23 protein-coding genes are annotated in these 25,885 nt (G+C 70.1%); 13 read left to right on the top strand and 10 right to left on the bottom strand.

What is annotated here, in order from left to right:
• Positions 1 to 37 precede the first annotated feature (37 nt).
• A complete protein-coding gene (metH, locus tag LX88_RS33075) occupies positions 38 to 3,613 on the bottom strand; it encodes a methionine synthase (RefSeq protein ID WP_258951710.1) in 3,576 nt (1,191 codons plus the stop codon).
• 157 nt (positions 3,614 to 3,770) lie between these two features.
• Here metH and LX88_RS33080 point away from each other — a divergent pair, with 157 nt between their 5' ends.
• The 5 genes from LX88_RS33080 (at position 3,771) to LX88_RS33100 (ending at position 10,329) form a co-directional block, all read left to right on the top strand.
• Complete coding sequence (locus LX88_RS33080; RefSeq protein ID WP_258951711.1) at positions 3,771 to 4,601, top strand: patatin-like phospholipase family protein; 831 nt, start codon at positions 3,771 to 3,773, stop codon at positions 4,599 to 4,601.
• A gap of 124 nt (positions 4,602 to 4,725) precedes the next feature.
• A complete protein-coding gene (locus LX88_RS33085; RefSeq protein ID WP_258951712.1) occupies positions 4,726 to 6,405 on the top strand; it encodes a glycosyl hydrolase family 8 in 1,680 nt (559 codons plus the stop codon).
• 117 nt (positions 6,406 to 6,522) lie between these two features.
• Positions 6,523 to 8,214: a glycosyl hydrolase family 8 gene (locus LX88_RS33090; RefSeq protein ID WP_258951713.1), complete on the top strand. Its 1,692-nt coding sequence runs from the start codon at positions 6,523 to 6,525 to the stop codon at positions 8,212 to 8,214.
• A 95-nt stretch (positions 8,215 to 8,309) separates the two neighbouring features.
• Positions 8,310 to 9,614, top strand: a complete 1,305-nt coding sequence (locus LX88_RS33095; RefSeq protein ID WP_258951714.1) for a serine hydrolase domain-containing protein — start codon at positions 8,310 to 8,312, stop codon at positions 9,612 to 9,614.
• A 7-nt stretch (positions 9,615 to 9,621) separates the two neighbouring features.
• Positions 9,622 to 10,329: a MerR family transcriptional regulator gene (locus LX88_RS33100; RefSeq protein ID WP_258951715.1), complete on the top strand. Its 708-nt coding sequence runs from the start codon at positions 9,622 to 9,624 to the stop codon at positions 10,327 to 10,329.
• 25 nt (positions 10,330 to 10,354) lie between these two features.
• Here LX88_RS33100 and LX88_RS33105 read toward each other — a convergent pair whose 3' ends face one another.
• The gene (locus tag LX88_RS33105; RefSeq protein ID WP_258951716.1) at positions 10,355 to 11,419 is read right to left on the bottom strand and encodes a class I SAM-dependent methyltransferase; all 1,065 of its coding nucleotides are present in this window, start codon (positions 11,417 to 11,419) and stop codon (positions 10,355 to 10,357) included.
• An 83-nt stretch (positions 11,420 to 11,502) separates the two neighbouring features.
• Between LX88_RS33105 and LX88_RS33110 the strand changes: the two genes are divergently transcribed.
• From LX88_RS33110 to LX88_RS33120, 3 genes are all read left to right on the top strand, one after another.
• Entirely contained in the window at positions 11,503 to 12,363 is an 861-nt protein-coding gene (locus tag LX88_RS33110) for a DUF5829 family protein (RefSeq protein WP_258951717.1), read from the top strand.
• 40 nt (positions 12,364 to 12,403) lie between these two features.
• Positions 12,404 to 14,899 (top strand): helix-turn-helix transcriptional regulator, encoded by a 2,496-nt coding sequence (locus LX88_RS33115; protein ID WP_258951718.1) that lies wholly within the window; start codon positions 12,404 to 12,406, stop codon positions 14,897 to 14,899.
• A gap of 63 nt (positions 14,900 to 14,962) precedes the next feature.
• Positions 14,963 to 15,940 carry an alpha/beta fold hydrolase gene (locus tag LX88_RS33120; protein ID WP_258951719.1) on the top strand — a complete coding sequence of 326 codons (978 nt, stop codon included), beginning with the start codon at positions 14,963 to 14,965 and terminating at the stop codon, positions 15,938 to 15,940.
• A 165-nt stretch (positions 15,941 to 16,105) separates the two neighbouring features.
• On the opposite strand, the gene LX88_RS33125 is transcribed toward LX88_RS33120, so the two are convergent.
• The 4 genes from LX88_RS33125 to LX88_RS33140 all read right to left on the bottom strand — a co-directional run bounded on the left by LX88_RS33125 (position 16,106) and on the right by LX88_RS33140 (position 20,675).
• Entirely contained in the window at positions 16,106 to 17,437 is a 1,332-nt protein-coding gene (locus LX88_RS33125; RefSeq protein ID WP_258951720.1) for a M28 family peptidase, read from the bottom strand.
• 218 nt (positions 17,438 to 17,655) lie between these two features.
• On the bottom strand, positions 17,656 to 18,675 hold the full coding sequence (locus LX88_RS33130; protein ID WP_258951721.1) for a YbaB/EbfC family nucleoid-associated protein: 1,020 nt from the start codon (positions 18,673 to 18,675) through the stop codon (positions 17,656 to 17,658).
• 129 nt (positions 18,676 to 18,804) lie between these two features.
• Entirely contained in the window at positions 18,805 to 20,100 is a 1,296-nt protein-coding gene (locus LX88_RS33135; RefSeq protein ID WP_258951722.1) for a PepSY-associated TM helix domain-containing protein, read from the bottom strand.
• 62 nt (positions 20,101 to 20,162) lie between these two features.
• Complete coding sequence (locus tag LX88_RS33140) at positions 20,163 to 20,675, bottom strand: hypothetical protein (RefSeq protein ID WP_258951723.1); 513 nt, start codon at positions 20,673 to 20,675, stop codon at positions 20,163 to 20,165.
• A gap of 72 nt (positions 20,676 to 20,747) precedes the next feature.
• On the opposite strand from LX88_RS33140, the gene LX88_RS33145 reads away from it, so the two are divergent.
• Positions 20,748 to 21,140: a GNAT family N-acetyltransferase gene (locus tag LX88_RS33145; RefSeq protein WP_258951724.1), complete on the top strand. Its 393-nt coding sequence runs from the start codon at positions 20,748 to 20,750 to the stop codon at positions 21,138 to 21,140.
• On the opposite strand, the gene LX88_RS33150 is transcribed toward LX88_RS33145, so the two are convergent.
• Positions 21,137 to 21,445 (bottom strand): hypothetical protein, encoded by a 309-nt coding sequence (locus tag LX88_RS33150; protein ID WP_051770467.1) that lies wholly within the window; start codon positions 21,443 to 21,445, stop codon positions 21,137 to 21,139. The genes LX88_RS33145 and LX88_RS33150 overlap by 4 nt on opposite strands.
• 15 nt (positions 21,446 to 21,460) lie before the next feature.
• The gene (locus LX88_RS33155; RefSeq protein ID WP_258951725.1) at positions 21,461 to 22,033 is read right to left on the bottom strand and encodes a PadR family transcriptional regulator; all 573 of its coding nucleotides are present in this window, start codon (positions 22,031 to 22,033) and stop codon (positions 21,461 to 21,463) included.
• 58 nt (positions 22,034 to 22,091) lie between these two features.
• On the opposite strand from LX88_RS33155, the gene LX88_RS33160 reads away from it, so the two are divergent.
• Entirely contained in the window at positions 22,092 to 22,487 is a 396-nt protein-coding gene (locus tag LX88_RS33160; RefSeq protein WP_258951726.1) for a nuclear transport factor 2 family protein, read from the top strand.
• Between the two features lie 9 nt (positions 22,488 to 22,496).
• On the opposite strand, the gene LX88_RS33165 is transcribed toward LX88_RS33160, so the two are convergent.
• Together LX88_RS33165 and LX88_RS33170 are read right to left on the bottom strand one after the other, a co-directional pair.
• Positions 22,497 to 23,219 carry a class I SAM-dependent DNA methyltransferase gene (locus tag LX88_RS33165; RefSeq protein WP_258951727.1) on the bottom strand — a complete coding sequence of 241 codons (723 nt, stop codon included), beginning with the start codon at positions 23,217 to 23,219 and terminating at the stop codon, positions 22,497 to 22,499.
• Between the two features lie 10 nt (positions 23,220 to 23,229).
• The gene (locus LX88_RS33170) at positions 23,230 to 23,670 is read right to left on the bottom strand and encodes a nucleotidyltransferase domain-containing protein (protein ID WP_307791660.1); all 441 of its coding nucleotides are present in this window, start codon (positions 23,668 to 23,670) and stop codon (positions 23,230 to 23,232) included.
• On the opposite strand from LX88_RS33170, the gene LX88_RS33175 reads away from it, so the two are divergent.
• The 3 genes from LX88_RS33175 (at position 23,593) to LX88_RS33185 (ending at position 25,871) form a co-directional block, all read left to right on the top strand.
• Complete coding sequence (locus tag LX88_RS33175; RefSeq protein WP_258951728.1) at positions 23,593 to 23,856, top strand: hypothetical protein; 264 nt, start codon at positions 23,593 to 23,595, stop codon at positions 23,854 to 23,856. The genes LX88_RS33170 and LX88_RS33175 overlap by 78 nt on opposite strands.
• A gap of 56 nt (positions 23,857 to 23,912) precedes the next feature.
• A complete protein-coding gene (add, locus tag LX88_RS33180; protein WP_258951729.1) occupies positions 23,913 to 24,920 on the top strand; it encodes an adenosine deaminase in 1,008 nt (335 codons plus the stop codon).
• A gap of 81 nt (positions 24,921 to 25,001) precedes the next feature.
• Positions 25,002 to 25,871: an SGNH/GDSL hydrolase family protein gene (locus tag LX88_RS33185; protein WP_258951730.1), complete on the top strand. Its 870-nt coding sequence runs from the start codon at positions 25,002 to 25,004 to the stop codon at positions 25,869 to 25,871.
• Positions 25,872 to 25,885: the final 14 nt, after the last annotated feature.

Below are 25,885 nucleotides of genomic sequence, written 5' to 3' on the forward strand. Positions count from 1 at the left end.
GCCGATACCGGCAAGCGCTTTCACGTCCCGAAACCGGTCAGGCGGGGTCGTAACCGAGGTTGGGGCGCAGCCACTGCTCGACTTCCGCGAGCGGCTTGCCGTACCGCGTCGCGTAGTCCTGCACCTGGTCGCGGCCGAGCCTGCCGACGGTGAAGTACTTCGCCTCGGGGTGCTGGAAGATCAGGCCGCTCACGCTCGCCGCCGGGTTCATCGCGAACGATTCGGTGAGCGAGATCCCGATTTCCTCTTCCGCGCCGAGCAGGTCGAACAGTTCGCGCTTCACGGTGTGGTCGGGGCAGGCCGGATAACCCAGTGCGGGCCGGATGCCGCGGAACTTCTCGGCGTGCAGGTCGGCGAGCTCCGGCTGGGCGTCCGGCTCGAACCAGTCGCGCCGGGCGCGCAGGTGGATCCATTCGGCGAACGCCTCGGCGAGCCTGTCCGCCAGCGCCTTCACCATGATGGCGCGGTAGTCGTCGTTCTGGGCCTCGTACTTCGCGGCCAGCTTTCCGGCGCCCAGGATCGTCACCGCGAATCCGCCGATGTGGTCGCCTTCGGGCGCCACGTAGTCGGAGAGGCAGCGATTCGGGCGCGACAACGGTTTCTTGGTCTGCTGGCGCAGCATCGGGATTCGCATACCGTTGTCGAGAAGGATGTCGTCGCCTTCGGAATGCGCGGGCCAGTAGCCGTAGACACCCTTCGCCTCGAACAATTCCCCGGCGACGATTTCGTCCAGCAACGTGGTCGCGTCGTCGTAGAGTTCGCGGGCCACCGGCTGGTCGAGGATCGCGGGGAACTTGCCTTTGAGTTCCCAGGCGAGGAACAGGAACGTCCAGTCGATGAACTCGCGCAGTTCACCCAGGGACGGGCTCAGCACACGGGTACCGGTGAATGCGGGCGTCGGCGATTCGGAGAAATCGACCTCTTCCCGATTCGCGCGCGCCTCTTCCAGCTTGAGCAACGGCACCGACTTGCGGTTCGCGTGCTGCTCGCGCAACCGGGCCTGCTCCACGCGGTTGGTGATGTTCAGCTCGTGGGCGCGCCGGTCGTCCAGCAGGTCGGAGACGACGCCGACGACCCGTGAGGCGTCGAGCACGTGCACGACCGGCTCGTCGTAGACGGGGGCGATCTTCACGGCGTTGTGCTGCTTCGACGTCGTCGCGCCGCCGATGAGCAACGGCAGCTTCATGCCGCGCCGCTGCATCTCCTCGGCGACCGAGACCATCTCGTCCAGCGACGGGGTGATCAGCCCGGACAGGCCGATGACGTCGGCGTGCTCCTTGATCGCGGTGTCGAGGATCTTCGCGGCCGGCACCATCACGCCGAGGTCGATCACCTCGTAGTTGTTGCAGCCCAGCACGACGCCGACGATGTTCTTGCCGATGTCGTGGACGTCGCCCTTGACCGTGGCCAGCACGACCTTGCCGTTGCCGCCCGCCGTGGCCTTCGGCTCGGCGTCCATGAACGGCTCGAGGTAGGCGACCGCGCGCTTCATCACGCGGGCGCTCTTCACGACCTGGGGCAGGAACATCTTGCCCGCGCCGAACAGGTCGCCGACGACCTTCATGCCGTCCATCAGCGGGCCCTCGATGACGTCGAGCGGACGCGGCAGGGCCTGGCGGGCCTCCTCGGTGTCCTCCTCGATGAAGTCGACGACGCCGTGCAGGATCGCGTGCTCCAGGCGCTTGCCGACCGGGGCCTCGCGCCACGACAGGTCGACGACGCGCTTCTGACCGGGGCCCTTGACGGTCTCGGCGTGCGTGACGAGGCGGTCGGTCGCGTCCTCGCGGCGGTCGAAGATGACGTCCTCGACCAGTTCCAGCAGGTCGGCCTTGATGTCCTGGTAGACGACGAGCTGTCCGGCGTTGACGATGCCCATGTCGAGTCCGGCCTTGACGGCGTGGAACAGGAACGCCGAGTGCATGGCCTCGCGGACGACGTCGTTGCCGCGGAACGAGAACGACAGGTTCGAGATGCCGCCGCTGATGCGGACGCCGGGACAACGTTCCTTGATCCGCGGCAGGGCGTCGATGAACGCCTTGGCGTAGCCGTTGTGCTCCTCGATGCCGGTCGCGACCGCGAGCACGTTCGGGTCGAAGATGATGTCCTCGGCCGGGAACCCGGCCTTCTGCGTGAGCAGGTCGTAGGCGCGGCCGCAGATCTCGACCTTGCGGTCGGTCGTGTCGGCCTGGCCCTGCTCGTCGAACGCCATCACGACGACACCGGCGCCGTAGTCGCGGATCGTGCGGGCCTGTCGCAGGAACGGCTCCTCGCCCTCCTTGAGGCTGATCGAGTTGACCACGCCCTTGCCCTGCACGCACCGCAGCCCGGCCTCCAGCACGGTCCACCGAGAGCTGTCGATCATCACCGGGATGCGGGCGATCTCCGGCTCGGTCGCGATGAGGTTCAGGAACGTCGTCATCGCCTGCTCGCCGTCGAGCAGGTCGGCGTCCATGTTGACGTCCAGCAGGTTCGCGCCGCCGCGCACCTGGTCCAGCGCCACGGTGAGCGCGGCGTTGTGGTCGTCGGCCTCGATCAGCCTGCGGAACTTGGCGGAGCCGGTGACGTTGGTGCGTTCACCGATCATCACGAACCCGGTGTCGGGGCCGATCTCGAACGTCTCCAGGCCGCTGTAGCGGGTGGTGTGCCGGGGCTTGACCACCTCGCGCGCGTCGATGCCGCGCACGGCGTCGGCGATGGCCTTGATGTGCGCGGGGGTGGTGCCGCAGCAGCCGCCGACGACGTTGACGATGCCGTTGCCCGCGAAGTCCTTCAGCAGGGCGGCGGTCTCGTCGGGGGTCTGGTCGTAGCCGCCGAACGCGTTGGGCAGGCCCGCGTTCGGGTGGCAGGCGACGTAGGTGTTCGCGAGTCGCGCCAGGTCGTTGACGTGCGGTCGCATCTCCTCGGCGCCCAGCGAGCAGTTCACGCCGACGACCAGCGGCTCGGCGTGCGCGATCGAGTCCCAGAACGCCTCGACGGTCTGGCCCGACAGCGTGCGGCCGGACAGGTCGACGATCGTCACCGAGATCCACAGCGGCAGGTCGGGCGCCACCTCGCGGGCCGCGGCGATGGCGGCCTTGCAGTTCAGCGTGTCGAAGATCGTCTCGATCAGCAGCAGGTCGACGCCGCCCTCGCGCAGTGCCGAGATCTGCTCCGCGTAGGAGGCCTTGACCTGCTCGAACGTGACGGCGCGGTACGCCGGGTCCTCGACCTTGGGCGACAGCGACAGGGTGACGTTGAGCGGGCCGACCGAGCCCGCGACGAACCGGCCGCCGAACTCGTCCGCGGCCTGCCGGGCGAGCCGCGCGCCGGCGAGGTTCATCTCGCGGACCCGGTCCTCGAGCCCGTAGTCGGCCTGGCCGATCGACGTGGCGGTGAACGTGTTGGTGGTCGTGATGTCCGCGCCCGCCGCGAGGTACTGCCGGTGCACGTCGAGCACCAGGTCCGGGCGGGTGAGGTTGAGCAGGTCCGGGTCGCCCGCGACGTCGAGGCGGTGGTCGCCGAACTCGGTGCCGTAGTAGTCGGCTGGCGAGAGCTTGGCCTCCTGGAACATCGTGCCCCACGCGCCGTCGAGCACGGCGATGCGAGAGTTCAACAGAGACCTGAGACCAGCCACGCGCGCTCCCGAGTAGTCGGAAGCGCCCTTGTCACGTGTGGTACGAGGCCGAGCGTGGCAGGCGCGAGGCCCGTTGCAGCGCTTCTCGGCTTCGCCGTCAAGGTTACCAATCACGACCATGGACCAGGAACCCGTCCCACTCCATAGGATGGCCGCTGTGACTGGAGAACGAGCGTTGGTGCTGGGCGGCGGTGGCGTCACCGGAATCGCCTGGGAGACAGGGGTTCTGCACGGACTGGCGGAGCAGGGCGTCGACCTGACGGGTGCCGATCTGTTCGTCGGGACGTCCGCCGGGTCCGTGGTGGCGGCGGAACTGGCGGGTGGTGCCCCGCTCGCGGACCTCTACGCGGGTCAGTTGCTGCCGCCCGACGGCGAGATCCCGGCCCGTCTCACTTCGTGGATGATCGTCAGGTACGCGCTTTCCTACGTGATGCCGGGAACGCCGGCGCGCAAGCGGGCCCGCCTCGGACGTGCCGCGCTCAAGGCCCGCACACCCTCCGAGGAGTCCAGGCTGGCGGTGTTCGACTCCCGGCTGTCCACGAAGGACTGGCCCGAGCGCCCGCTCAAGGTCACCGCCGTGGACGCCGCGAGCGGGAAGTTCGTGGCGTTCGACCGGGACAGCGGGGTGCCGCTGGTGAAGGCGGTCGCGTCGAGCTGCGCGGTGCCGCTGGTGTGGCCGCCGGTCAGCATCGACGGCAGCCGGTACATGGACGGCGGCATGCGCTCCGTGGCGAACGTCGACCTCGCCGCCGGGTACTCGCGGGTGGTGGTCGTCGCCCCGTTGACGCGGTCGGCCAGTCCTGCCGCGACGCCGGGTGCGCAGGCGGCGAAGCTCGGGGTGCCGTCGATCGTGATCAGTCCGGACCGTGCCGCGCTGGCCGCCATCGGCACGAACCTGCTGGACCCGGCCCGCCGCAAGCCCGCCGCGGAGGCGGGGTACGCCCAGGCCGTCTCGATCGTAGAGGCCGTGCGAAAGGTCTGGGAGTAGTTCCGCAACCGGTTCCGGCTCAGATGACTGGTCCGCACCTCTTGTCCGAAGTTGACCGGCCCGCCTATGGTCGCCGCGATCGCCCTTTTAGGCAGGTTTGTTAACCATTGATTTGGAGGTGGTTGTGGACAGACGATCGGCGTTGGCGGCGGTGAGCGCGGCCGGGCTCGTGATTGGTCTCCTGGTGGCGGGGACGACCAGTGCGACGGCCGCGGACCCGCTGGTGTCGCAGGGCAAGGCGGTCACGGCGTCCTCTGTCGAGGGTGCCGGGCTGGAGGCGGCGAAGGCCGTGGACGGCGGCACGACGACCCGGTGGGCCTCGGCGGAGGGCAGTGACTCCGAGTGGCTCCGGGTCGACCTCGGCTCGGCGCACTCGGTCAGCCGTGTGCGGCTGAACTGGGAGGCCGCGTACGCCAGGGGCTACCGCGTGCAGACCTCTCCGGACGACTCGGCGTGGACGGACGTGTTCTCGACGAGCACCGGTGACGGTGGCGTCGACGACTTGACGGTGTCCGGCACCGGGCGGTATTTGCGGGTCCTCGGCACGGCTCGCGGCACGCAGTGGGGGTACTCGCTGTGGGAGCTCGAGGTCTACGGCGTGGCCGGCGGCAACCCGCCGACGACCACCACGACGACGACCCCGCCCTCGAACGGACTCGGGTACGCGTTCGGCAGCCGGAAGACGCCCTACGCGGCGGGCATCCTGCGGCCCTCCGGTGCGACGTCCACCTTGGACGCCGCGGTGGTGGACTACTACCAGCGCTGGAAGTCCGCGTTCGTGCGGCAGAACTGCGGCAACGGCTGGTACCAGGTGATCTCACCCGATGCCGACCACCCGTACGTCGCCGAGGCGCAGGGCTACGGCATGGTGATCACCGCGCAGATGGCCGGGGCGGACCCGGACGCGCGGAGGATCTTCGACGGCCTGGTGAAGTGGAAGATCGACCACCCGTCCTCCATCAACCGCGATCTCCTCGCGGCCGAGCAGGACGTGAACTGCCGCAGCGTCAACGGCGGTGACGGCGCCACGGACGGCGACATGGACGTGGCCTACGGGCTGCTGCTCGCCGACCGGCAGTGGGGCAGCACCGGCACGTACGACTACAAGCAGCTGGCGGTCCGGCACGTCAACGCGATCAAGGCCAGCGAGGTCAACCCGTCGACGAACCTGCTCAAGCTGGGCGACTGGTCCAGCGCGGGCGACCAGTACTACTACCTCTCGCGGTCGTCGGACTGGATGGCCGACCACTTCCGGGCGTTCCGGAAGGCGACGGGGGACGGGGCGTGGGACACGATCCGCGCCGCGCACCAGAACCTGATCGGGCAGTTGCAGCAGAACTTCGCGCCGGGCACCGGTCTGCTGCCGGACTTCGTGGAGAACACGAACTCCTCCCCGCGCCCGCCCGCCGGCCAGGTGCTGGAGAGCGTGAACGACGGCAGGTACTACTGGAACGCCTGCCGCGTGCCGTGGCGCATCGGCGCGGACGCGGTGACCAGCGGTGACTCCCAGTCGCTCGCGGCGTCGCGCAAGCTCAACACGTGGGTGAAGTCCAAGGCGGGCAGCAACCCCGCGAACATCGCGATCGGCTACCAGCTCAACGGCACGCAGCTCTCCGGTGGCAGCGCCGCGGCGTTCTTCGCGCCGTTCGCGGTGGCGGCGGCGACCGATCCAGGTAGTCAGGCGTGGCTGGACTCGTTGTGGAACAGGATGCTGCAGACGCCGATCGACGGCGGCAGCTACTTCTCCGCGAGCATCCAGCTGCAGGTGATGATCACGGTCACGGGCAACCACTGGGTGCCCTGACCTGCACTGTCCGATCGCGCACAACTGGTCGGTACCTCTTGTCGAGGTGCTCTGACCTGCATACCGTCGCCAACCACTCGCATTGACAGCTTTATTAACTAATTGCTGGAGGCGGTCGTGGGCGGCAGAACGACGGCGTTCGGGGCGGCCGGGCTCGTGCTCGGCCTCCTCGTCGCGGGAACGACCATCGCATCGGCGGCGGACCCACTGGTCTCCCGCGACAAGGCGGTGACGGCCTCCTCCGTCGAGGGATCGGGATTCGAGGCGGGCAAGGCGGTCGACGGCAGCACCTCGACCCGCTGGGCCTCCGTGGAGGGGCACGACCCCGAATGGCTCCGGGTCGACCTGGGCTCGGTCCACACGATCAGCAGGGTGAAGCTGAACTGGGAGGCCGCGTACGCCAGGTCGTACCGCGTGCAGACCTCTCCCGACGGCTCCGCCTGGACCGACGTGTACTCGACCAGTGCCGGTGACGGCGGCATCGACGACCTGACGCTGTCCGGTTCCGGCCGGTACGTGCGCGTTCACGGCACTGCTCGCGGCACGGCGTACGGCTACTCCCTGTGGGAGTTCGAGGTCTACGGCGTGGGCGGGGGCACCCCGACGACGACCACGACCCCGACGACGACCACGACGACTCCGCCCTCCAGCGGCCTCGGCTACCCGTTCGGCAGCAGGCAGACCCCGTACGCGGCCGGCATCCTGCGCCCGTCCGGTAGCACGTCCAGTTTGGACGCCCAGATCATCGAGTACTACAAGAAGTGGAAGGCCGCGTTCGTCAAGCAGAACTGCGGCAACGGCTGGTACGAGATCATCTCGCCGGACGCCGACCACCCGTACGTCGCCGAGGCACAGGGTTACGGCATGGTGATCACCGCGCAGATGGCCGGTGCCGACCCGGACGCGAAGAAGATCTTCGACGGGCTGCTGAAGTACAAGCTCGCCCACCCGTCGGTCAACAACCCCGACCTGCTGGCCGCCGAGCAGGACACCTCCTGCAAGAGCGTCAGCGGCAGCGACAGCGCGACCGACGGCGACATGGACACCGCCTACGGCCTGCTGCTGGCCGACCGGCAGTGGGGCAGCACCGGCACGTACAACTACAAGCAGCTCGCGGTCAGGAACGTCAACGCCATCAAGAAGAGCCTGGTCAACCCGAACACGAACCTGTTGCTGATGGGCGACTGGTCCAACTCGGGCAACAGCAGGCAGTACTACGGCTCCCGCTCCTCCGACTGGATGTCCGACCACTTCCGGGCGTTCCGCAAGGCGACCGGCGACTCGGCGTGGGACACGATCCGCACCAAGCACCAGGACGTGATCGCCACACTGCAGTCGAAGTACGCGCCGAGCACCGGACTGCTGCCGGACTTCGTGCAGGACACCAACTCCACGGTGAAGCCCGCGGTCGGCGAGATGCTCGAACGGGCCGACACCGACGGCAAGTACTGGTACAACGCGTGCCGCGACCCGTGGCGCATCGGCGCGGACGCCGCACTGACCGGTGACACCAAGTCGCTGGCGGCCGCCCGCAAGATGAACTCGTGGATCAAGGGCAAGACCGGCGGCGACCCGAACAAGATCGCGGTCGGCTACTCGCTCGGCGGCACCCAGATCGAGAGCGGCAGCGACGCGGCGTTCTTCGCGCCGTTCGCGGTCGCGGCCACGACGGACGCGGGCAGCCAGGCGTGGCTGGACGCGTTGTGGAACAAGATGCTGAACACGCCGGTCGACACGAACACGTACTTCGGCGCGAGCATCCAGCTCCAGGTGATGATCACGGTGTCCGGCAACCACTGGATCCCGTAACCCCTCCGCCCTGCCGCCGTGCTGAACGCGGCGGCAGGGCGATTTCGTCGAAAGGGGTTGACCTTGACCCAGGGTCAAGGTTCGAGGGTAGGGGCATGGACAACGACTTCATCGCCCGGACCGCCGCCCGCTTCGACATCCCCGGCGCCGCCGTCGCCGTCTTCCACGACGGGCGGGAACACCACTTCAGCCACGGCGTGACCAGTGTCGAGAACCCGTTGCCGGTCACCGGGGACACGCTCTTCCTGCTCGGCTCGGTCACCAAGACCTACACGGCCACCGCGATCATGCGACTGGTGGCCCAGGGCCGGATGTCCCTGGACGCGCCGGTGCACGAGTACGTGCCGGAGCTCCGGCTGATGGACGACCGGTCGTTCACCGTCCGGCAGCTGCTGAACCACACGTCCGGCCTCGACTGGGGCACGCTGGTGGACACCGGCGAGGGCGACGACGCCCTGGCCCGCCACGTCGGTGAGCTCGCGATCCTGAAACTGGTCGGGGCGGCGGGGGAGCGGCCGTCGTACAGCCAGTCCGGGTTCAACCTGGCCGGGCGGATCATCGAGAACGTCACCGGGCAGACGTACGAGCAGGCCATGACGGCGTTGCTGCTGGAACCGCTCGGACTCGGCAACACGCACTTCGACCGGGACGCGGTGATGACCCGCCGGTTCGCCGTCGGGCACGAGAAGGGCGAGATCGCGCGGCCGTGGCGGCACTGGCGGGCCAACAACCCCGGTGGAGGGATCGCGGCCTCGGCGGCGGATCTCCTCGCGTGGGCCCGTTTTCACCTGAGCGACGGCGACGGGATCGACTTCGCGGAGATGCGCAGGCCCACGGCGGTGTTGCGCGGCAGCAACCTCGGTGACGCCATCGGGGTCGGCTGGTTCCTGCGCGAGATCGATGGCGTGCGGACGATCGGGCACGGCGGTTCGTCCAACGGGCAGTTCGCCGAGCTGCTGATCGTTCCCGAACGCGGCTTCGCGGTGGTGTCGGTCGCGAACCAGGGGCCGGACGGCATCCCGTTCAACCAGGCGGTGGTGCGGCAGGCGTTGGAGGACCACCTCGGCGTCGTGGACCGCGATCCAGAACCGTTGCCGTACAACGCATCGAAGGCCGCCGAGGCCGCTGGAGGCTACGGCAACGACTCGATGATGATGACCATCGACGACACCGGGACCGGGCTGGTGCTGGAGGTGCTGATCCGGCCGGAGATCCGGGAGTCCGCCGAGGTGGAACTGCCGGCGGACCACGCGCCGTTCCCGATGGGGCTGCTGCCGCGCGACGAGTACGTGATCACCGGCGGTGCGTTCGCCGGACAGCGGGGGTTCTTCAGCCGCAACGCTTCCGGCGAGATCACCGGCGTCGATCTCGCCGGTCGGACGTTCGGCCGGGTGCGATGATGGCGCCATGATCACGATCGGTCAGCTCGCCCGGTACGCGGGCGTGACGATCAAGGCGGTGCGGCACTACCACAAGGTCGGGCTGCTGCCGGAACCCGAGCGCGACCACTCCGGCTACCGGCGCTACACCGCCCGGGACGCGGTCGGCCTGGTCAAGATCCGCGCGCTCGCCGAGGCCGGTGTGCCCCTCGCCCGCGTGAAGGAACTGCTCGCGGCGGGGGAGGAGGAGTTCGCCTCTTCGATCACCGAGATCGACGAGGCGCTACGCCGCCGTGAGGAGGAGATCCGGCAGGCTCGCGAACGGGTGGTGCGGCTTAGGGCCGGCGACGCGCTGTTCGTGACCGCGGAGGCGGCCGTGATGCTGGACCTGTTGCGGGAACTGGGAGTCAGCGAGCGGGGCGTCCGGATGGAACGCGAGGTCTGGGTGCTCATGCAGGCCGTCGCCCCGGACGAGGCGGCGGTCTGGCTCGCGGACAAGACCGAGTCGCTCGCCGACCCCGAGTTCCGGCGGATCTACCTGGCCTACGACGAGGCCTTCGGCTTCGCGGCGGAGGATCCGCGGCTGCCCGCGCTGGCACGGCGGGCCGCCGCCTGGCTGGAGCGGCGGCCCGCGATGCCGATGGCGGATCCGGAGGTCACCGCGCTGGCCATGGCGGCGGCCGGTGCCTCGTCACCGGCCTGGGACCGGATGGCCGCGCTGAGCCGGACACCCTGACGTGGATTCGTGGCGACTCCAGGGCTCAGAACAGGGTGCGCAGGAAGGCCGGCCCGCCCTCCTCGGCGTTCAGCCCTTTCTCGACGAACGCGATGTTGTGGTGGAACGAGATCCCGCTGATGTTGCGTTCCAGGTACGAGCCCTCGCCGCGCGGATCCCGCACCTCGGCCTGGTTCAGTCCGTCCACGAAGGACTTGAGCATCCCCATCGACGTGCCGGCGGTCGCCTCGGGGTGGCCGCCCCAGCTCGGCCAGTACGCGGTCTGCAGGTCCTCCACGACGTAGAGGCCGCCCGCGCGGACGTGCGGGAACAGCGCGTGGAACGAGGTCCGCACGTGCTCGTTGAGGTGGCTGCCGTCGTCGATGACCACGTCGAACGGTCCGAGCTCGCGCCCCAGGCGGTCGAGGAACGCGGCGTCGGACTGGTCGCCCAGCACGGTCATGATCCGCGGGCCGCTGACGTTCTTGCGCGCGATGTCGAGGCCGTGCACGAGGCCGCGCCGGAAGTACCGCTGCCACATCCGCAGCGAGCCGCCGCCGCGGTCCGGGTCGTCGTAGCCGCCGATGCCGATCTCCAGCACCCGCACGGGCTCGTCGCGCAGGCGGGCGAAGTGGCGTTCGTAGTGCTGCGTGTACCAGTGCAGGTCGCCCCACTTGTCCGAGCCGTGCTCCACGGCCAGCTCGCCCAGGTCCCGGTCGCCCGGCTTGAGCGCGGACAGGAGCTCCTGGACGGACCGCGCGACGCCCTTGCGGTCCTGGAACCACCCGGCGATGCCGCGTTCGTCGAGATCGGGGTCCGGGGTGGTGACGGCGAGGCTCGGCCAGGGCCGGGCGCCGGTGCCGTAGAGGCCCCTGACGGCGTCGGCCAGGTCGAGCGTGATCACCACTTCGGCGTCCGTGCACAGGTGGGCGGTGGTGTGGCCGTCGAAGTTCAGGTCAAGGCGGACGGCGTGCTCGCCCGTCTCCCGCAGGACCTCGGCGGTGACGGCCTCGGGCGTGAGCCTGCGGATCGTGTCGTCCAACAGGTCGCGTCCGGCCGTGGCGGCCTGCAGCAACGGGGCTGGAACCGTCCACCGGGCGGTGTCGAACACAGGGTTCCCCTCGTCTGGCTTGAGTCTGGCTTGAGCGTGTCCGTTTTACGATCGAATGCATGGGGATCCGACGGATGTCTTGCATGATCTTGGCCGTGGTTCTGGTCGTGTCGGGTGCGGGACCGGCACAGGCGGGAGCGCGGCAGTTGTTGTACTACAACCACGCATGGGGAACGCTCGACCGAGCCACCGCGGACGCGGTCGAGCACTCGCGTTACCTCAAGGACTTCGCGGATCTCGAGGTGCGCACGACGACCGGAGCGGACGGCAAGGTCTGGACGGGGCGTTACCTTCGCGGCCGCGAGACCTACATGGAGGTCTTCGGGCCGGGTGACGTGCCGGGCAAGGACGGTGAACCGGGGTCCGCCGGTCTGGGGCTCTCCACCGAGCACGACGGTGACATCGAGAAGCTCAAGGCCCGGCTGCTCGCCGCGGGTGAGAAGCCGATCGACTTCCAGCAGACCCGCGACTTCGGCGACGGCAAGCCGGTGCCGTGGTTCGACTCGCTGTTCCTGATCGAGAAGTACGAGAGGTTCGGCGCCTGGGCCATGGAGTACCGCGACGAGTACATGGACGACCCGCGCAGCAAGGTCGGGCCCGCGCGGTTCCCGGGCGACGTGACGCGTCAGCGCTACCTCCCGGACGTGTACGAGGACAAGGTGATGCGCGACGTCACGCTCGTCCGCATCGCCGTCACCGCCTCGGACCTGGCGGACACCGTGCCGTTGCTGCGCGCCGGCGGGTTCTCGCTGCGGACCGGGCCCGGCTCGGTCGTGGCCACGCGCGGTGGCACCACGATGCGGTTCGACGAGGCGCCGCCGACGCGGATCGGGCTCAAGCGCGTCGAGTTCGCGCTCAACCGCCCGGTCGCGAAGCACGTCGAGGAGCTCGGCACGTCCACGCTGGTGGTGGGTCCGGGCAAGCGGGCGGTCTGGACTTTCTGACACCCTGGTCCACACGGATCAACGAACGGGGTGTCGGCGGGTGTCGCTGGTCGGGCGGGATCGGGAACGGGAGCGGCTGGCCGCGCTGGCGGCCTCCGGCGGCTCGTTGCTGGTCCTCGGTGAGCCCGGCGCAGGCAAGTCGGCGCTACTCGCCTCGCTCGACGGTCACCTGGTCGTCGGGGTCGAGGCCGAACAGGACCTGCCCTACGCCGGACTGCACCAGGTCCTGGACCCGTTCCTCGACCTGTCCTCTTTGCCCGGTGTGCGGCGCGCGGCGCTGGAAGTCGTCTTCGGACTGTCCGACGGCGCGGCGCCGCCCGTGCACCTCGTCGGGCTCGCCGCGCTGGAAGTGCTGAGCGCGGCGCGGTCCGTCGTGCTGGTCGACGACGCGCACTGGCTGGACCGGGCGAGCCAGGACGTCCTCGGCTTCGTGGCCCGCCGGCTGTCCGGCACCGCCCTGGTCGTGGCCGCCCGGACGCCGGTGTTCGCCGGAGTGCCCACGCTGGTCCTGGAACCGCTGGCCGCCGCGGAGGCTCGTGCGGTCCTCGACGCCGTCGCGCCCGGCCTGGACGCCGGACGCCGCTCGTGGGTGCTCGCGCGGGCGGCCGGGAACCCGCTGGCGCTCACCGAACTCCCGTTCGGCGGCGACTCCCTGGAGGAGACGTTCGCCGCGCGTGCCTCGGCGTTGCCCGCGGAGGTGCGGTCGGCGTTGCTCGTGCTGGCCCTCGGCGGTGCGTGCGGCACGGACCTGACGCCCGCGGTCGAGGCCAGGCTGGTCGACTCCGGCGGCGCGTTCCGGCACCCGTTGATCAGGTCGGCGGTCGTCCGCGCGGCCGGTGCCTCGGAGCTCCGTGACACCCACCGCCGCCTCGCCTTCGCGACCGAGGAGCCGGACCGCCGCGCGTGGCACCTGGCCGGCGCCACGACCGGTGCCGACGAGAACGTGGCCTGCCTGCTGGAGAAGACCGCGGACCGGGCGCTGCGGCGAGGTGGTGCGGCAGCCGCGGTCAGCGCGTTGGAACGGGCCGCGGAGCTGGGCGACGACGCCGAACGGGCCCGGCGGTTGTTGCGAGCGGCCGAACTGGCGGCGGAGGCGGGACGGCGCGACGACGTCGAACGCATCCTGCTGGACGTGCGCGGCTTGGACCTCACCGCACGGGAGCGCGCGCTCGTGACGTGGCTGCCCACGGCGTTCGACGACGGTGTGGGCGAGGGCGTGGCAGGGCCGGGCGAACTGGTCGGGCTGGCCGAGTCCGTGGTGTCCGACGGTGACGTCGAACTGGGCCTGCGGATCTTCTGGAGCGTCGCGATGCGGTGCTTCTGGGTGGAGCCGGGTGCCGCCGTCCGGGAGCGGATCGCCGCTGTCGCGCGCCGGCTGCCGATCGACCCGCGCGATCCGCGCATGCTGGCGATGACGGCTTACGTGTGCCCGGTGCAGCAGGGCGACGCGGTGGTGGCCGGGCTGCGCGGCCGTGCGGTGACCGACGACCCAGCCACCCTCCGCCTGCTCGGCAGCGCCGCGCTCCAGGTCGGTGCGTTCGCCGACTCGGTGCGCTTCTCCGTCGCCGCCCAACCGGGTTTCCGGGCGCAGGGCCAGTTCGGACTCCTCGCCAGGGCTCTGGCCGTGGAGGCGTGGAGCCGCACCCGCCTGGGGGACATCGCCGCCGCGGAACCGGTGGCCCGGGAAGCCGCCCGCCTCGCCGAGGAGACCGGCCAGCCGTACATGCGCGGCCTGGCCGCCGCCGTCCAGGCCGAGATCGCCGCCCTGCGCGGTGCGTACGACCGCTCCGCCGACCTGGCCGCCGAAGCCGAACGCATCGGCCTGGCGGCGGGTGCTCGCCCGGTCCTGGCCACCGTCCAGCTGGCCAGGAGCCTCGCCGCACTGGGCGAGGGCCGCTACGCCGACGCGTTCGCCGCCGTCCGCCGCGTCCACGACCCGGCCGACCCCGCACACCAGCTGGCCCTGCGCCGCTACGTGCTGCCCGAGCTGGTCGAGTCCGCGACCCGCAGCGGCAACGCCGACGAGGCCCGCAAGCTCGTGGAGGAGCTCGACACCACCACCCGGTCGCCCGCGCTGGCGTCCGGCCTGAGGTACGCCCGCGCCCTCCTGGCGCCGGACGACGAGGCCGAGGCGTTGTTCGAGGCGGCACTCGACGCGGAGAACTCACCGTGGGACCGGGCCCGCGTGCAGCTGGCGTTCGGCGCGTGGCTGCGCAGGCAACGCCGCGCGGCCCATGCCCGCCCGCACCTCAAGGCGGCCGCGGAGGCGTTCGAGGCGTTCGGCACCGGGGACTGGGCGGAACGGGCGCGCGAGGAACTGCGGGCGTCGGGCGAGTCGCGGGGCGGCGGCGGCGAGCTGACCGGGCACGAGCTGACCATCGCGCGAATGGCGGCTGACGGGTTGACCAACAAGGAGATCGGGGAGCGGCTGCACCTGTCGCACCGGACGGTGAGCACGCACCTGCACCGGATCTTCCCCAAGCTCGGCGTCACGGCGAGGGCGGAGCTGCGGCAGGCGCTGGCGGACTCCGGATGACGTACCGCGCCGCCGTCACCTGACGCTCGCTACCCGCCACGCGCGCGTCCTACCGTCGACGCCATGATCAGCAGGCGTCAGTTCTCCCAGGCAGTGGCCGTGGCCGGCCTCGCGGCACCGCTCGTCACCGCGACCGCCCACGCCTCCCAGCCGGCCTGGGGCCCGATCAGGCAGGTCAGGGCCGGCCTGCTCGACATCGGTTATGCGGAGATGGGCCCCGCGGACGGCCCGGTCACCGTCCTGCTGCACGGCTGGCCGTACGACATCCACAGCTTCACCGACGTGGCACCGGCACTGGCGGCGCAAGGGCACCGCGTCCTCATCCCGTACCTCCGAGGCTACGGGCCCACGCGGTTCCTGCACGCGCACACGAAGCGCAACGGCCAGCAGTCCGCGCTGGCCGGTGACGTCATCGCGTTCATGGACGCCCTGAAGATCCGCAAGGCGACCGTCGCCGGGTTCGACTGGGGCGCGCGGACGGCGTGCGTCACCGCGGCGCTCTGGCCGGAACGCGTCCGGGCGCTCGTCTCGGTCAGCGGCTACCTGGTCGTGAACCTGCGGCAGAACCAGGAACCGTTGTCACCGCAGGCCGAACTCGGCTGGTGGTACCAGTACTACTTCGCGACGGACCGCGGCGTGAAGGGCTACGAGCAGAACTCCTACGAGTTCAACAAGCTCATCTGGAAGCTCGCCTCGCCCCGGTGGAACTTCGACGAGGCCACCTACGCCCAGAGCGCGACGGCGTGGAAGAACCCCGACCACGTCGCGATCGTCATCCACAACTACCGCTGGCGCCTGCAGCTCGCGCGGGGCGAGCACCGCTACGACGGGCTCGAGCGCGAGCTGCAGGCCAGGCCGGTGATCAGCGTGCCCACGATCACGATCGCGAGCGACTTCGACGGCCCCACCAAGGACGGCATGGCGTACCGCGGGCAGTTCAGCGGCCGTTACGAGCACCGCGTCCTCGACGGCATCGGCCACAACGTCCCGCAGGAGGACCCTCAGGCGTTCACCAAGGCGGTGCTCGACGTCAGCTCGTGAGCCGAGGCGGTGTCTGACGATTTCGTTCGGTGAGAGGCGCGGGCGAGCGATTCGTGGACGGTGTCGCCGCGACGGCCTCATACCGGCCGTATTCGGGCGTTGCGGCGGCGCCGTCCGCGGATCCCTCGGCCGCTACTATCGCCCGACGGAATTGTCGGACACCGCCTACTTCTGGCTGGCGAGCCGGTACGCCGCCGAGCCGATCAGCTCCAGTGACACCTGCAGCCGTTCCAGGCTGATGTTGTCGCGGATCGTGTCCTCCGGGGTGTGGTAGATCGGCTCCAGCTGCGCCGGCCCGCCCTCGCCGCGCCAGCTGAAGTTCGCCGACGCCATGCCCTTCTCGTGGAACGGCACGTGGTCGCTCGACCCGCGCGCCACCGGTCCGTGCACCCTCGGGTCGTAGCCGAGCCTCTGCGCGGCGGCGCGGACTCCGGCCGTCGTGGCGTTGTCGGCGCCGTCCACGGACAGCAGCCAGTACGCCGTGGCCGGGTCGTGGCTGGTGGCGACCATGTCGTTCTGGAACACGCCCTTGATCCGCGCGATCTCCTCCGGCGGGAGTTGCGAGACGTAGTGCCGCGACCCCAGCAGGCCCTGCTCCTCCGAACCCCACAACGCGAACCGCAGCGCCTTGTGCGTGGGCAGGTACCGCAGGACGCGGGCCAGTTCGAGGCAGAGGACCGTGCCGCTGCCGTCGTCATTGGCGCCCGGTGAGCCCGGCACCGTGTCGTAGTGCGCGGTGACCATGACGACCCCGTTGTCCCGCCACGGGAACGTCGCCGGCCGGTCCGCGATCACGTTGTAGGACGTGAGGTTCGGGTGGTGGACCGTGCTGATCGTCAGCTCGCCGGTGCCCTGCGCGCGCAGCTTCTCCGTGTGCACCTGAGCGAGGCCGATGACCGGCACGGTGACGTTGCGGTCGAGCGTGGGGGAGAAGGCGCTGGACTTGCTCGCCGTCGCGGAGATCCGGCCCAGGACCACCGCCACCGCACCGCGTTCGATCGCCGCGTGCGTCGGCGCGGAGCCGGCGGGGGCGTTGACGTAGAACGCGATCTTGCCGGTGAGGTCGGGCAACGCACCGTCGGTGACCTCGACGAACGGGGCCTTGACGGTGACGCCGAGCGAGCCGAAGCGCGAGGCGCCGGCCTGCCAGCCGCCGTTGACGTCGGCGAGGTACTTGTCCGGCACGGTGAACGGCTGCGTCGTCACCTGGTACCGCAACGCCTTGAGCTCGCGGACGAGGAAGTCACGCGCACGGTGCTCCGACGCGGTGCCGCCGATGCGCGGCCCGATCCGGTCGCTCAGGACCTTGAGGTGTTCGAGCGCGTTGCGCGCACGGACCCTTGCCACGACGGGGAAGTCGCCGAGGTCGAGGTCCGGCAGGTGTGAGGCGCCCGGCCGCTGCTCGCCGGCCGCGAGCGCGCTCGCGGGGTTGGCCACGACGGCGGCCACCCCGGCCGCCGCCGCGAAGAAGTCACGTCTGCGCAAGTCGTCCCCCATCTCCCGAAGTTCTCCGGGGGAACGTAGGCAGGACGACGGGCGCGGGACAAGCGACGAAGGCATGTATCGAAGTTTGGTTCGATGAGAGTCGCGCTTGAGGTGGTTCCTGGTGGTGCGGCCGAATGGCCCGCATACCGGTGTTGTATGTGGGTCGTTCGGCCGTGCCACCAGGGGCCGCCTCGGGCCCGGCTATCGCGGACTAGACTTCGATACAGGCCTTAGTGGCTGGCTTTCACCATCTGGTCGCCGGCGTGGTCGAGCACCAGGTCCTGAACCTGCTTGCGCGCGTCCACCCTCGCCTTCTGCACGCAGGCCATCAGCTGCGCCGCGAGCAGTTCTGGTTCGAGCTCGCGCACCTCGGGGCTCAGCGCGATGCCCGTCGTGAGGCCGTTCGAGTCGACCGTCACGCTGATGCCGCCGCGCGTGGCTTCACCGCTGACGGCCGAGAGCAGCGTGACCAGGTCGAGGTAACGGCGCTGCTCGCGTTCGGCGGCCGCGTCACGGCCCTCCTCCCACCACGTGATCCGGCGGCGCAGCAAGGCCTGCGCGGTCGCCGGATCCGCCACGGGAACCGTCCACGAGCCGGACGCGGTGTGCAGCATGATCGCGTGCGAATGCGCTGTCACGCGGAGGATGCGGGCGAACGACACCCCGGCGTCCACCCGCGAACCGTGCCGCGTGGTCCAGTCGACGCGGTCCGTGCCGATCACCACGCGTGCACCGCTGCTGTCGAGCACGAGCGGGAACGCGGTCGACCCGAGTTCGAGGATCGGAGCCGAGAGCAGCGACCGGTGGGCCAGCCGGGCGAGTGCGCTGGCCGATCCGGCGCCGAGCACCCCGGCCGCGCACAACGCCTTCACCGCGATCGCCGCGCCGGGGCTGAGCCGCAACGCGATGCCCGAGCCCGGCAGCACACCGAGCACGAGCTGCGCGCCCGTCATCAGGGTGGTGGCGGGCAGCCACGAGTGCGGATCGCTCAACCCGTTGCGCCGCAACCAGGACAGCAACGCCCACGCGCACGCCGCCGCGGCGACCGCCGGAATCGCCGACCACCACGGCATGATGCGCTGCCCCGCCGAGGTCATTCCGGCCAGAACGATGCACACGATGCCGATGGCGACGGGCAGGACACCGACCGAGAGCAGCAGCAACGTCCTGGTGCGACGCCACCGGGCAGCGAGTGCGTGGACGACCTGGGGATCGTTGATCAGAGGGATCGCGTGGGGGATGAGCGTCATGTGGGCGCTCCTCGTCAGCTCTCCGCCGCCACGCTGTGTGGCGTGCGAGCCGACCAGACTTCCCGGCGCACCTGACCGTTAATATGCCTCAAATGTCCAGATCAGGCAAGCCCTGTCCACTGTGGACGATCAGGGCGCCGTCGTCTTCGCCCGCCTCCCGAGCAGCACGTCGACGGCCAGGAAGATCACCAGGGTAACGCCGAGCAGCGGCACGAACCACCCCGCGAGCAGCGTGCCGAGGCCGAGCGCGATCAACGCTCCGCGCGGGGCCTTGCGCCACTGACCACGCGGGGTCGGACGGCCGAAACCGTTCGTGGGCCTGCGCTTCCACCACATGCGGTAACCGAGCACGACCGAAGCGACCAGTCCACCGCCGATGAGCAACAGCAGCAACTGGTTGGGCCAGCCGAACAGCACACCCATGTGCGCGTCGATGCCCCACCTCGTCAGCTTCGCGCCCAGCGGGAACTCGTCGAACTTCAGCGAACTGACCACCTCTCCGCCGTGCACCGCGACGGCGTCTCCCTGGGAGGGCAGGCCCTTCTCGATCTCGGCCACCTTCCAGGCACCGTCGGGGGTGACGGGAAGACTGATCTCGACCGCCTTGGCGTCGATGCCGGACAGCTTCGCGGCACCGGACACGGTGTCGATCTCGCCGTGCCCACCGGCGGACGAGGTGCTCGAACCGTGGTCGCCGTGGCTCTCACCGGCGCCGGGCATCTTGAGCGCCGGCGTGGACCAGCCGACCGCGGTGCGGAGCATGGCGACGTTCTCGCCCGCGTAGGCCGACCACGTGAGGCCGGTGGCGGACAGGAACAACGCGCCGGCCAGCACCCATACGCCGATCAGCCCGTGCGTCCGGATGCGCTTGCTGTTGCGTGCCCGGGACACCCACAGGACCAGGCCGCCCAGCGCGACGACCCACAGCCAGGAGGCGGCGAGCTCGCTGTAGAGACGGCCGGGTTCACCGAGCATCAGGTTGCGGTGCAACTGGTCCAGCGTCGTGCGCAGCGGCAGCACGCCGCTCGACCCGTAGACCACGAGATCACCGGTGACGCGCCCGGTGCCGGGGTCGACGAAGACCGCGCGGCGTTCGGACTCGCCCAGGCCCTTCTCGGAGAACAGGACGCGGGTCGTGTCACCGGGCTCGGGGGCGGGCCGGACCGCGACGAGCTCACCCTGAGGTGACGTCGCGAGCGCGGCGTCGACCTGCTTGGACAGCGGGAGTTGTTGCGCGGTCGCGGGAACGCGGAGCTGATCGGAGTAGACCCACGACTCCAGTTGCGGTGTCAGGGCGTACAGCACGCCGGTCAACGCGGCGATCAGGATGAACGGGCCGACGAGCACGCCGGCGTAGAAGTGCAGGCGCAGGAAGAGTCCCCGCCACGCGAACGACGTGCGTGACGGAGCGGCTGTGGTGGTCATGGTGCTCCCAATGGGCGTGAACAGGGGCAGGACCGCTCGGTGAGCGGCCCTGTGAAGGGGATTCAGACCTGTTCAGCCGGAGGACCGCGCCACGACAGCACGTCCAGGAAGACGATCGCGGTCGGCGCGGGCGAAGGCGTGGCGACGACCAGGGGTGCGGTGGCGGGCAGGACGGCGAGCCTGCGGGGCAGCGCGGCCGTGACCGCGCGGGCGAGCGCGAGCACGGACCGTTCCGCGGCGGCGAGCACGACGACCGTCAGTGCCGTGGCCACGACGTGCGAGGCGATCATGCGCGCCGGTTCGGCCTCGTGCGTGTGACGGAACGCCGCGAGCGACACCAGCACGTGCATCGCGAGCTGCCCGCCGCCGATCAGCAGGAGCAGCTTCCGCCAGGCCAGCTCGTGCCGGGCGAACCCGGCCGTCGCCCACGTGAGCAGCGCGACGAGCGAGAAGACCAGCCCGGCGTCGGGCAACTGCCCGTCCGCGCTGGAGTGCGCGAGAACCGCGAGCGTCCCGTTGACGATGCCGACGGCAGCACAGCGCGCACGGCGCAGCGGAGCAGTCGGCAGGGTCACGACCAGCAGCTTAGCGGCAGAATTGGTAGAAACCACCCTACGGATGTTCGGGAAGAACGGTTCAATGCTGCGGTGATCTCCTACCGCACCGATCTCCACGGACTGACCGAGACCGATCTCGCCGGGTTCTTCGTGGGCTGGCCCACGCCGCCGTCGCCCGCCCAGCACCTCGCCGTGCTGCGCGGGAGCTATCGCGTGGTGATCGCGCGTTCAGGGGACGACGTCGCCGGCTTCGTGAACATGATCAGCGACGGCGTGCTGACCGCGTTCGTCCCGTGGCTGGAGGTGCGGCCGGAGTTCCAGGGCCAGGGCATCGGCACGGAGCTGATGCGGCGCATCGTGGCCGAGGCCGCACACCTGTACTCCGTCGACCTCACGTGCGACGACGCGTTGCGTCCGTACTACGAGCGCCTGGGCATGACCGCGCTGACGGGAATGGGACTGCGCAACCGCTCCGCGATCTAGATGCCCTCGAGGTCCAGGGTCTGCTGGTGCGGGCCCCCGGTGAACGAACTGGTGAGCAGCCCGGCGGAACGGCAGCGCCCGCACGTCACCGGGGACGTGGTCGCCTTGAAGCGGGTGAAGTCCCAGCTGCCGGTGCCGACGTGGCAGCCGGGGCCCGGCACCTCCAGCCCGAGCCAGCCCTGCAGCCGCACGGCGTGCACGACGTCGGACCCGTCGAGGTAGCCGTTGAGCCGCCCCGCGAACCGGTTGCGCGCCTCTGCCGCGGGCGCGCTGAGTGCCTCCTGCAAGAGCGAAATGCCGTTCATGGACCCGATTCAACCTCACCCCGGCGCGTCGAGCCGGGCACCACGCCGCTCCAGCACGGTGAGGCTCCTGGCACACCACCGCACGTTGTCCCGCTCGAACGACAAGCCGCGCAACAACGTCAGGTACGGCCCGACCCGTTCGGCGGTGGCCAGGAAGTCCTCTTCCGAACGGCCGTCGAGCAGCTTGGCCCTGAGCCGTTCGTAGCGCGCGACCTTCGCCTCGGCCCACTGCTTGCGTTCGCGGATGGAGGCCAGCACTCCCTCGATATCACCGGAGTCCGCCGCCAGCACCGCCACCAGCAGCTCGTCCCGGATCGCGGTGGGTTTGTGCGGCCCGGCCGTGAACCCCGTCAGCTCCTCGCGGCCGAGCTCGGTGAGCGAGAACAGGCGCTTGTTCGGCCGGCGTTCCTGCTCGACCGTCCTGGCGACGATCAGCCCGTCCGCCTCCATGCGGTCCAGCTCCCGGTAGAGCTGCTGCGGCGTGCAGATCCAGAAGTTCGCCACCGACGCGTCGAACGCCTTGGCCAGGTCGTAACCGGACGACTCCCCGTCGAGCAGGGCCGCCATCACGGCGTTGCGCAGCGACATAGCAGCAGGTTACGGTGCTCCGACCTAGTCAACAAGTTGAGTATGTGAGGGCGTCGCTGTGAACGCATTCCGCAAAGCGGTCGAAGCACGGGACACCGAGGCGATGGCGGCGTGCCTGGCCGACGACGTCGTGTTCACCAGTCCTGTCGCGTTCACGCCGTACCCCGGCAAGCCGATCACCGCGGCGATCCTGCGCGGGGTGATGCGGGTGTTCGAGAACTTCCGCTACGAACGCGAGATCGTCGACGGCCAGAACCACGCGCTGGTGTTCCGCACCGAGGTGGGCGGCAAGGAGATCCAGGGCTGCGACTTCCTGCACCTCAACGCCGACGGGCTGATCGACGAGTTCACCGTCATGGTGCGGCCGCTGTCCGGCGCCCAGGCCCTGTCCGAGGCGATGGCCGCCCAGTTCGAGCAGATCAAGGCCGAGGCGCTGGAAGCGTTCAACTCCTGACGCAGACCCTCACGCGGCTCTTTCGTACACGCTCACGTGCCGCTTGCTGTCCGCGACGAACGGTTCGCCGTTCCAGCCGCCGTGCCGCTCGCGCAGCCGCAGACCCGCGATCCGCGCCATGAGGTCGAACTCGGACGGGTAGGACAGCCGCTGCCGGATCGCGCCGAACCGGATGCCGTCCGCGCCGATGTGCACGTGGTTCTCGTCGAGCATCTGGGTGACCGGGTCGTAGCGGTTGACGTCCAGCTCGACGTGGTCCACCTCGACGGCCTCCACGTCGATGTACTGGTTGCGTTGCCGCGCCGCCCAGCTCGGCACACCGCACTCGATCACGAACACGCCGTCCGGGGTGAGGTGGCGCGCGGCGTTCTCGAAGCACCGCACCTGGTCGTCCTGGGTGAGCAGGTTCGTGATCGTGTTGTAGACCAGGTACACCAACGGGTACGTGCGGCCGGTGCCGGCTCTGGACATGTCGCCCATGACCACGTCGACGTCGGCGCCACCGGGTTTCTCCCGCATGCGCGCGACCATGCCGGGGGAGAGCTCGACGCCGTCCACCTCGACGCCGGACTCCTTGAGGGGCAACGCGATGCGGCCCGTGCCGATCGCGAACTCCAGGGCGCTCCCGCCGAACGCCGCGAGGAAGCGGACGGTCTCGGCCTCGTCGCCGCGGGGTGAGTTGTCGTAGTTCTCGGCCGTTTCGGGACTGAAACTCGGGTTGAATCCCTTCACCCACCCCACGCTAGCCGTCGGCGCCACCGAGTTTTCGCCGAGGAAGTGAGCGCAGCAACGCCAGGTCGTGCAGGTCCCTCTCCCGCGGTTCGTAACCCTGGTGGAAGAGCAGCTGTTGTTCGGCCGACAGGCACCGCACGGGCGTGCCGAGGATCGTGCCGGTGACGAAGCACTCCGCCGGGTAGTGGAACGGCTCGCCCGGCGTCAGCGAGGACTGCTCGGCGCTACCGTCCTCCGCGAACCGCAACGGGTGCAGGTCGATCTCGCGCCCGTCCGGATCGGTGAGCACGAACCGGACCGGCCGCCACGACAGGGTTTCCGCGAACCCGCGCGCGGCGAGCGCGGCGACGACCTGTGGTTCCTGCTCCTCGCGGTGCATGAGGTCGAGGTCGCCGTGCGGCCGGGTCTGTTCACCGGCCAGCGCGTCGACGCCCCATCCGCCACCGTGCAGATGTCGAAGTCCTGCAACGCTGCCAAGATCGCGAGCACGTCCTCACCGGTCACGCGCCACATCGTGCAACCGCGGCGAAAACCGCGCCACCGCATTCGCGCCGGTGCTGCTAGCTTGGAGGTCGTGCCGGACTTCAAGCTGCCGCTCTACGGCGCTGACACCGAACGCGGCGACCTCGCTCCCTGAGTCGTCCCGTTCCTCCGCCACCTCTCGCACCTTCGCCTCGCACGGGGAGCTTTGCCATGCGTTCGTTCATCCACGCACTGCCCAAGGTCGAACTGCACGTCCACCTCGTCGGTTCGGCCGGCCTCGGCACCGTCCTGGAACTCGCCCGGCGCCACCCCGAGGCGGGTGTGCCCACCGACCGCGCCGAACTGGAGCGCTTCTACACGTTCCGCGACTTCGACCACTTCTTGAAGGTCTTCTGGGCGGTGCAGTCGATGCTGAAGGGCCGCGCCGACGTCCACACCCTCGTCGTCGGCCTGGCCCGTGAACTGGCACGGCAGAACGTCAGGTACGCCGAGGTCACCGTGACGCCGCACAACCACCTGACGGACGGCATGTCCGGCGACGAACTCCTCGCGGGACTCGAGTCCGGGCGCGCGGAAGCCTCGGCGCTGGGGGTCGACCTGGCGTGGTGCTTCGACATCCCGGGCGAGAAGGGCCTGGTCGCCGGCCGGGAGACGCTGGCGTTCGCGCTGTCCGAACGCCCCGGCGGCCTCGTCTCCTTCGGCCTCGGCGGCCCGGAGGAGGGCATCGGGCGCGCCCAGTTCGCGCCTTTCTTCGACGCGGCAAGGGAAGCGGGCCTGCACAGCGTGCCGCACGCGGGGGAGACCACCGGCCCGGAGACCGTCTGGTCGGCGGTGCGCGACCTGCGGGCCGAGCGCATCGGCCACGGCACGAGCTGCCACCAGGACCCGGCGTTGCTGGAACACCTGGCGCTGAAGGGGATCGCGCTGGAGGTGTGCCCGACGTCCAACGTCCGCACGCGGCAGGTGGCGTCGATCGAGGCGCATCCCGTGCGGCAGATGCTCGACGCCGGTGTGGTGGTCACGCTGAACACCGACGACCCGCCGTTCTTCGGCGCGACGCTGGAAGGCGAGTACCTGGCGGTGGCCACCGCGCTCGGCCTCGGACACGCGGAGGTCGCGAAGCTGGCGGAGAACGCCGTGCTGGCCTCGTTCCTGCCGAACGACCGCAAGACGCCGCTGCTGAAGGAGATCGCGAACGTCCTGTCGTCGGTTGGCTGAACGTCCGGTATCTGGTCGGCGGCACACGACGTGGTGGTTCGGGCACCATGGAGGGGCAATGACATCAACCTCGGGGGTCTTGTGAAAAGAACGATCGTCGTCCTCACCGCGGTTCTCGCTGCTCTTGGGATCGCTCCCACGGCCAACGCGACCCGCTCCACCTCGCTCGTGGTGCTCGGTGACTCGTACGCCTCCGGCACCGGCGCGGGGTCCTACCAGGACGGAACCGCCGGCAACTGCTGGCGCAGCGACAACTCCTACGGCGAACAGGTGGCCGCCGGCCTGCGCGCGGCCGGCAGGCTCGGTTCGTTCGCCAACGTGAGCTGCAGCGGTGCCGGCACCGCGGACCTCTCCCGCCCGTTCAAGGACCGTCCGGCCCAGCTGGACGCCCTGCGGCGCGGCACCGACCTGGTGCTGCTCACCGTCGGCACCAACGACATCGACTACGCGACGTACGGCGGCACCTGCATCCAGGCGGACTGCACGGGTGCACCGACCGAGGCGATCCTGGCCAGGCTGCCGCAGATGGGCAGCAACGTCACGGCCCTGCTCACGGAGATCCGCAAGCGCAGCCCGTACGCGCGAGTGGTAATCGTGGGCTACGGCCGCCAGGTGTCCGCTTCGGACAACCCGCCCGGCGCCACGCTCGACCCGATCTGCGGTGAGGGCGTCCTGACCACCGCGGAACGCAGCGAGGGCAACCAGGTGGCCGACGGCATCGACGCCACCCTCCGCGCCGCCGTGGCCAAGGCGGCGCACAAGGGCGTCAACGCCACGTTCGTGAGCCCGTTCTCCCGCCCGGACACGTTCGAAGGCCACGCGCTGTGCGAGTCGGGCACGCCGTTCCTGCGTGGATTCGACGCGCTGGCACCGGGTCAGGAGGGACCGGAGGCCGTGTTCCACCCGAACCAGCAGGGCCAGACCGCACTGGCATCGCTCGTCCGGGTCTAGTCAGATGACGGTTG

It is taken from the genome of Lentzea californiensis (assembly GCF_024648825.1).
Lineage (GTDB): Bacteria > Actinomycetota > Actinomycetes > Mycobacteriales > Pseudonocardiaceae > Lentzea > Lentzea californiensis.

Coding starts and splice junctions, on each gene's coding strand:
- LX88_RS33095 (WP_258951714.1), top strand. CDS start 8,310: ATGGACAACGACTTCATCGCCCGGACCGCCGCCCGCTTCGACATCCCC.
- LX88_RS33100 (WP_258951715.1), top strand. CDS start 9,622: ATGATCACGATCGGTCAGCTCGCCCGGTACGCGGGCGTGACGATCAAG.
- LX88_RS33110 (WP_258951717.1), top strand. CDS start 11,503: ATGATCTTGGCCGTGGTTCTGGTCGTGTCGGGTGCGGGACCGGCACAG.
- LX88_RS33120 (WP_258951719.1), top strand. CDS start 14,963: ATGATCAGCAGGCGTCAGTTCTCCCAGGCAGTGGCCGTGGCCGGCCTC.
- LX88_RS33125 (WP_258951720.1), bottom strand. CDS start 17,437: ATGGGGGACGACTTGCGCAGACGTGACTTCTTCGCGGCGGCGGCCGGG.
- LX88_RS33130 (WP_258951721.1), bottom strand. CDS start 18,675: ATGACGCTCATCCCCCACGCGATCCCTCTGATCAACGATCCCCAGGTC.
- LX88_RS33135 (WP_258951722.1), bottom strand. CDS start 20,100: ATGACCACCACAGCCGCTCCGTCACGCACGTCGTTCGCGTGGCGGGGA.
- LX88_RS33150 (WP_051770467.1), bottom strand. CDS start 21,445: ATGAACGGCATTTCGCTCTTGCAGGAGGCACTCAGCGCGCCCGCGGCA.
- LX88_RS33155 (WP_258951725.1), bottom strand. CDS start 22,033: ATGTCGCTGCGCAACGCCGTGATGGCGGCCCTGCTCGACGGGGAGTCG.
- add (WP_258951729.1), top strand. CDS start 23,913: ATGCGTTCGTTCATCCACGCACTGCCCAAGGTCGAACTGCACGTCCAC.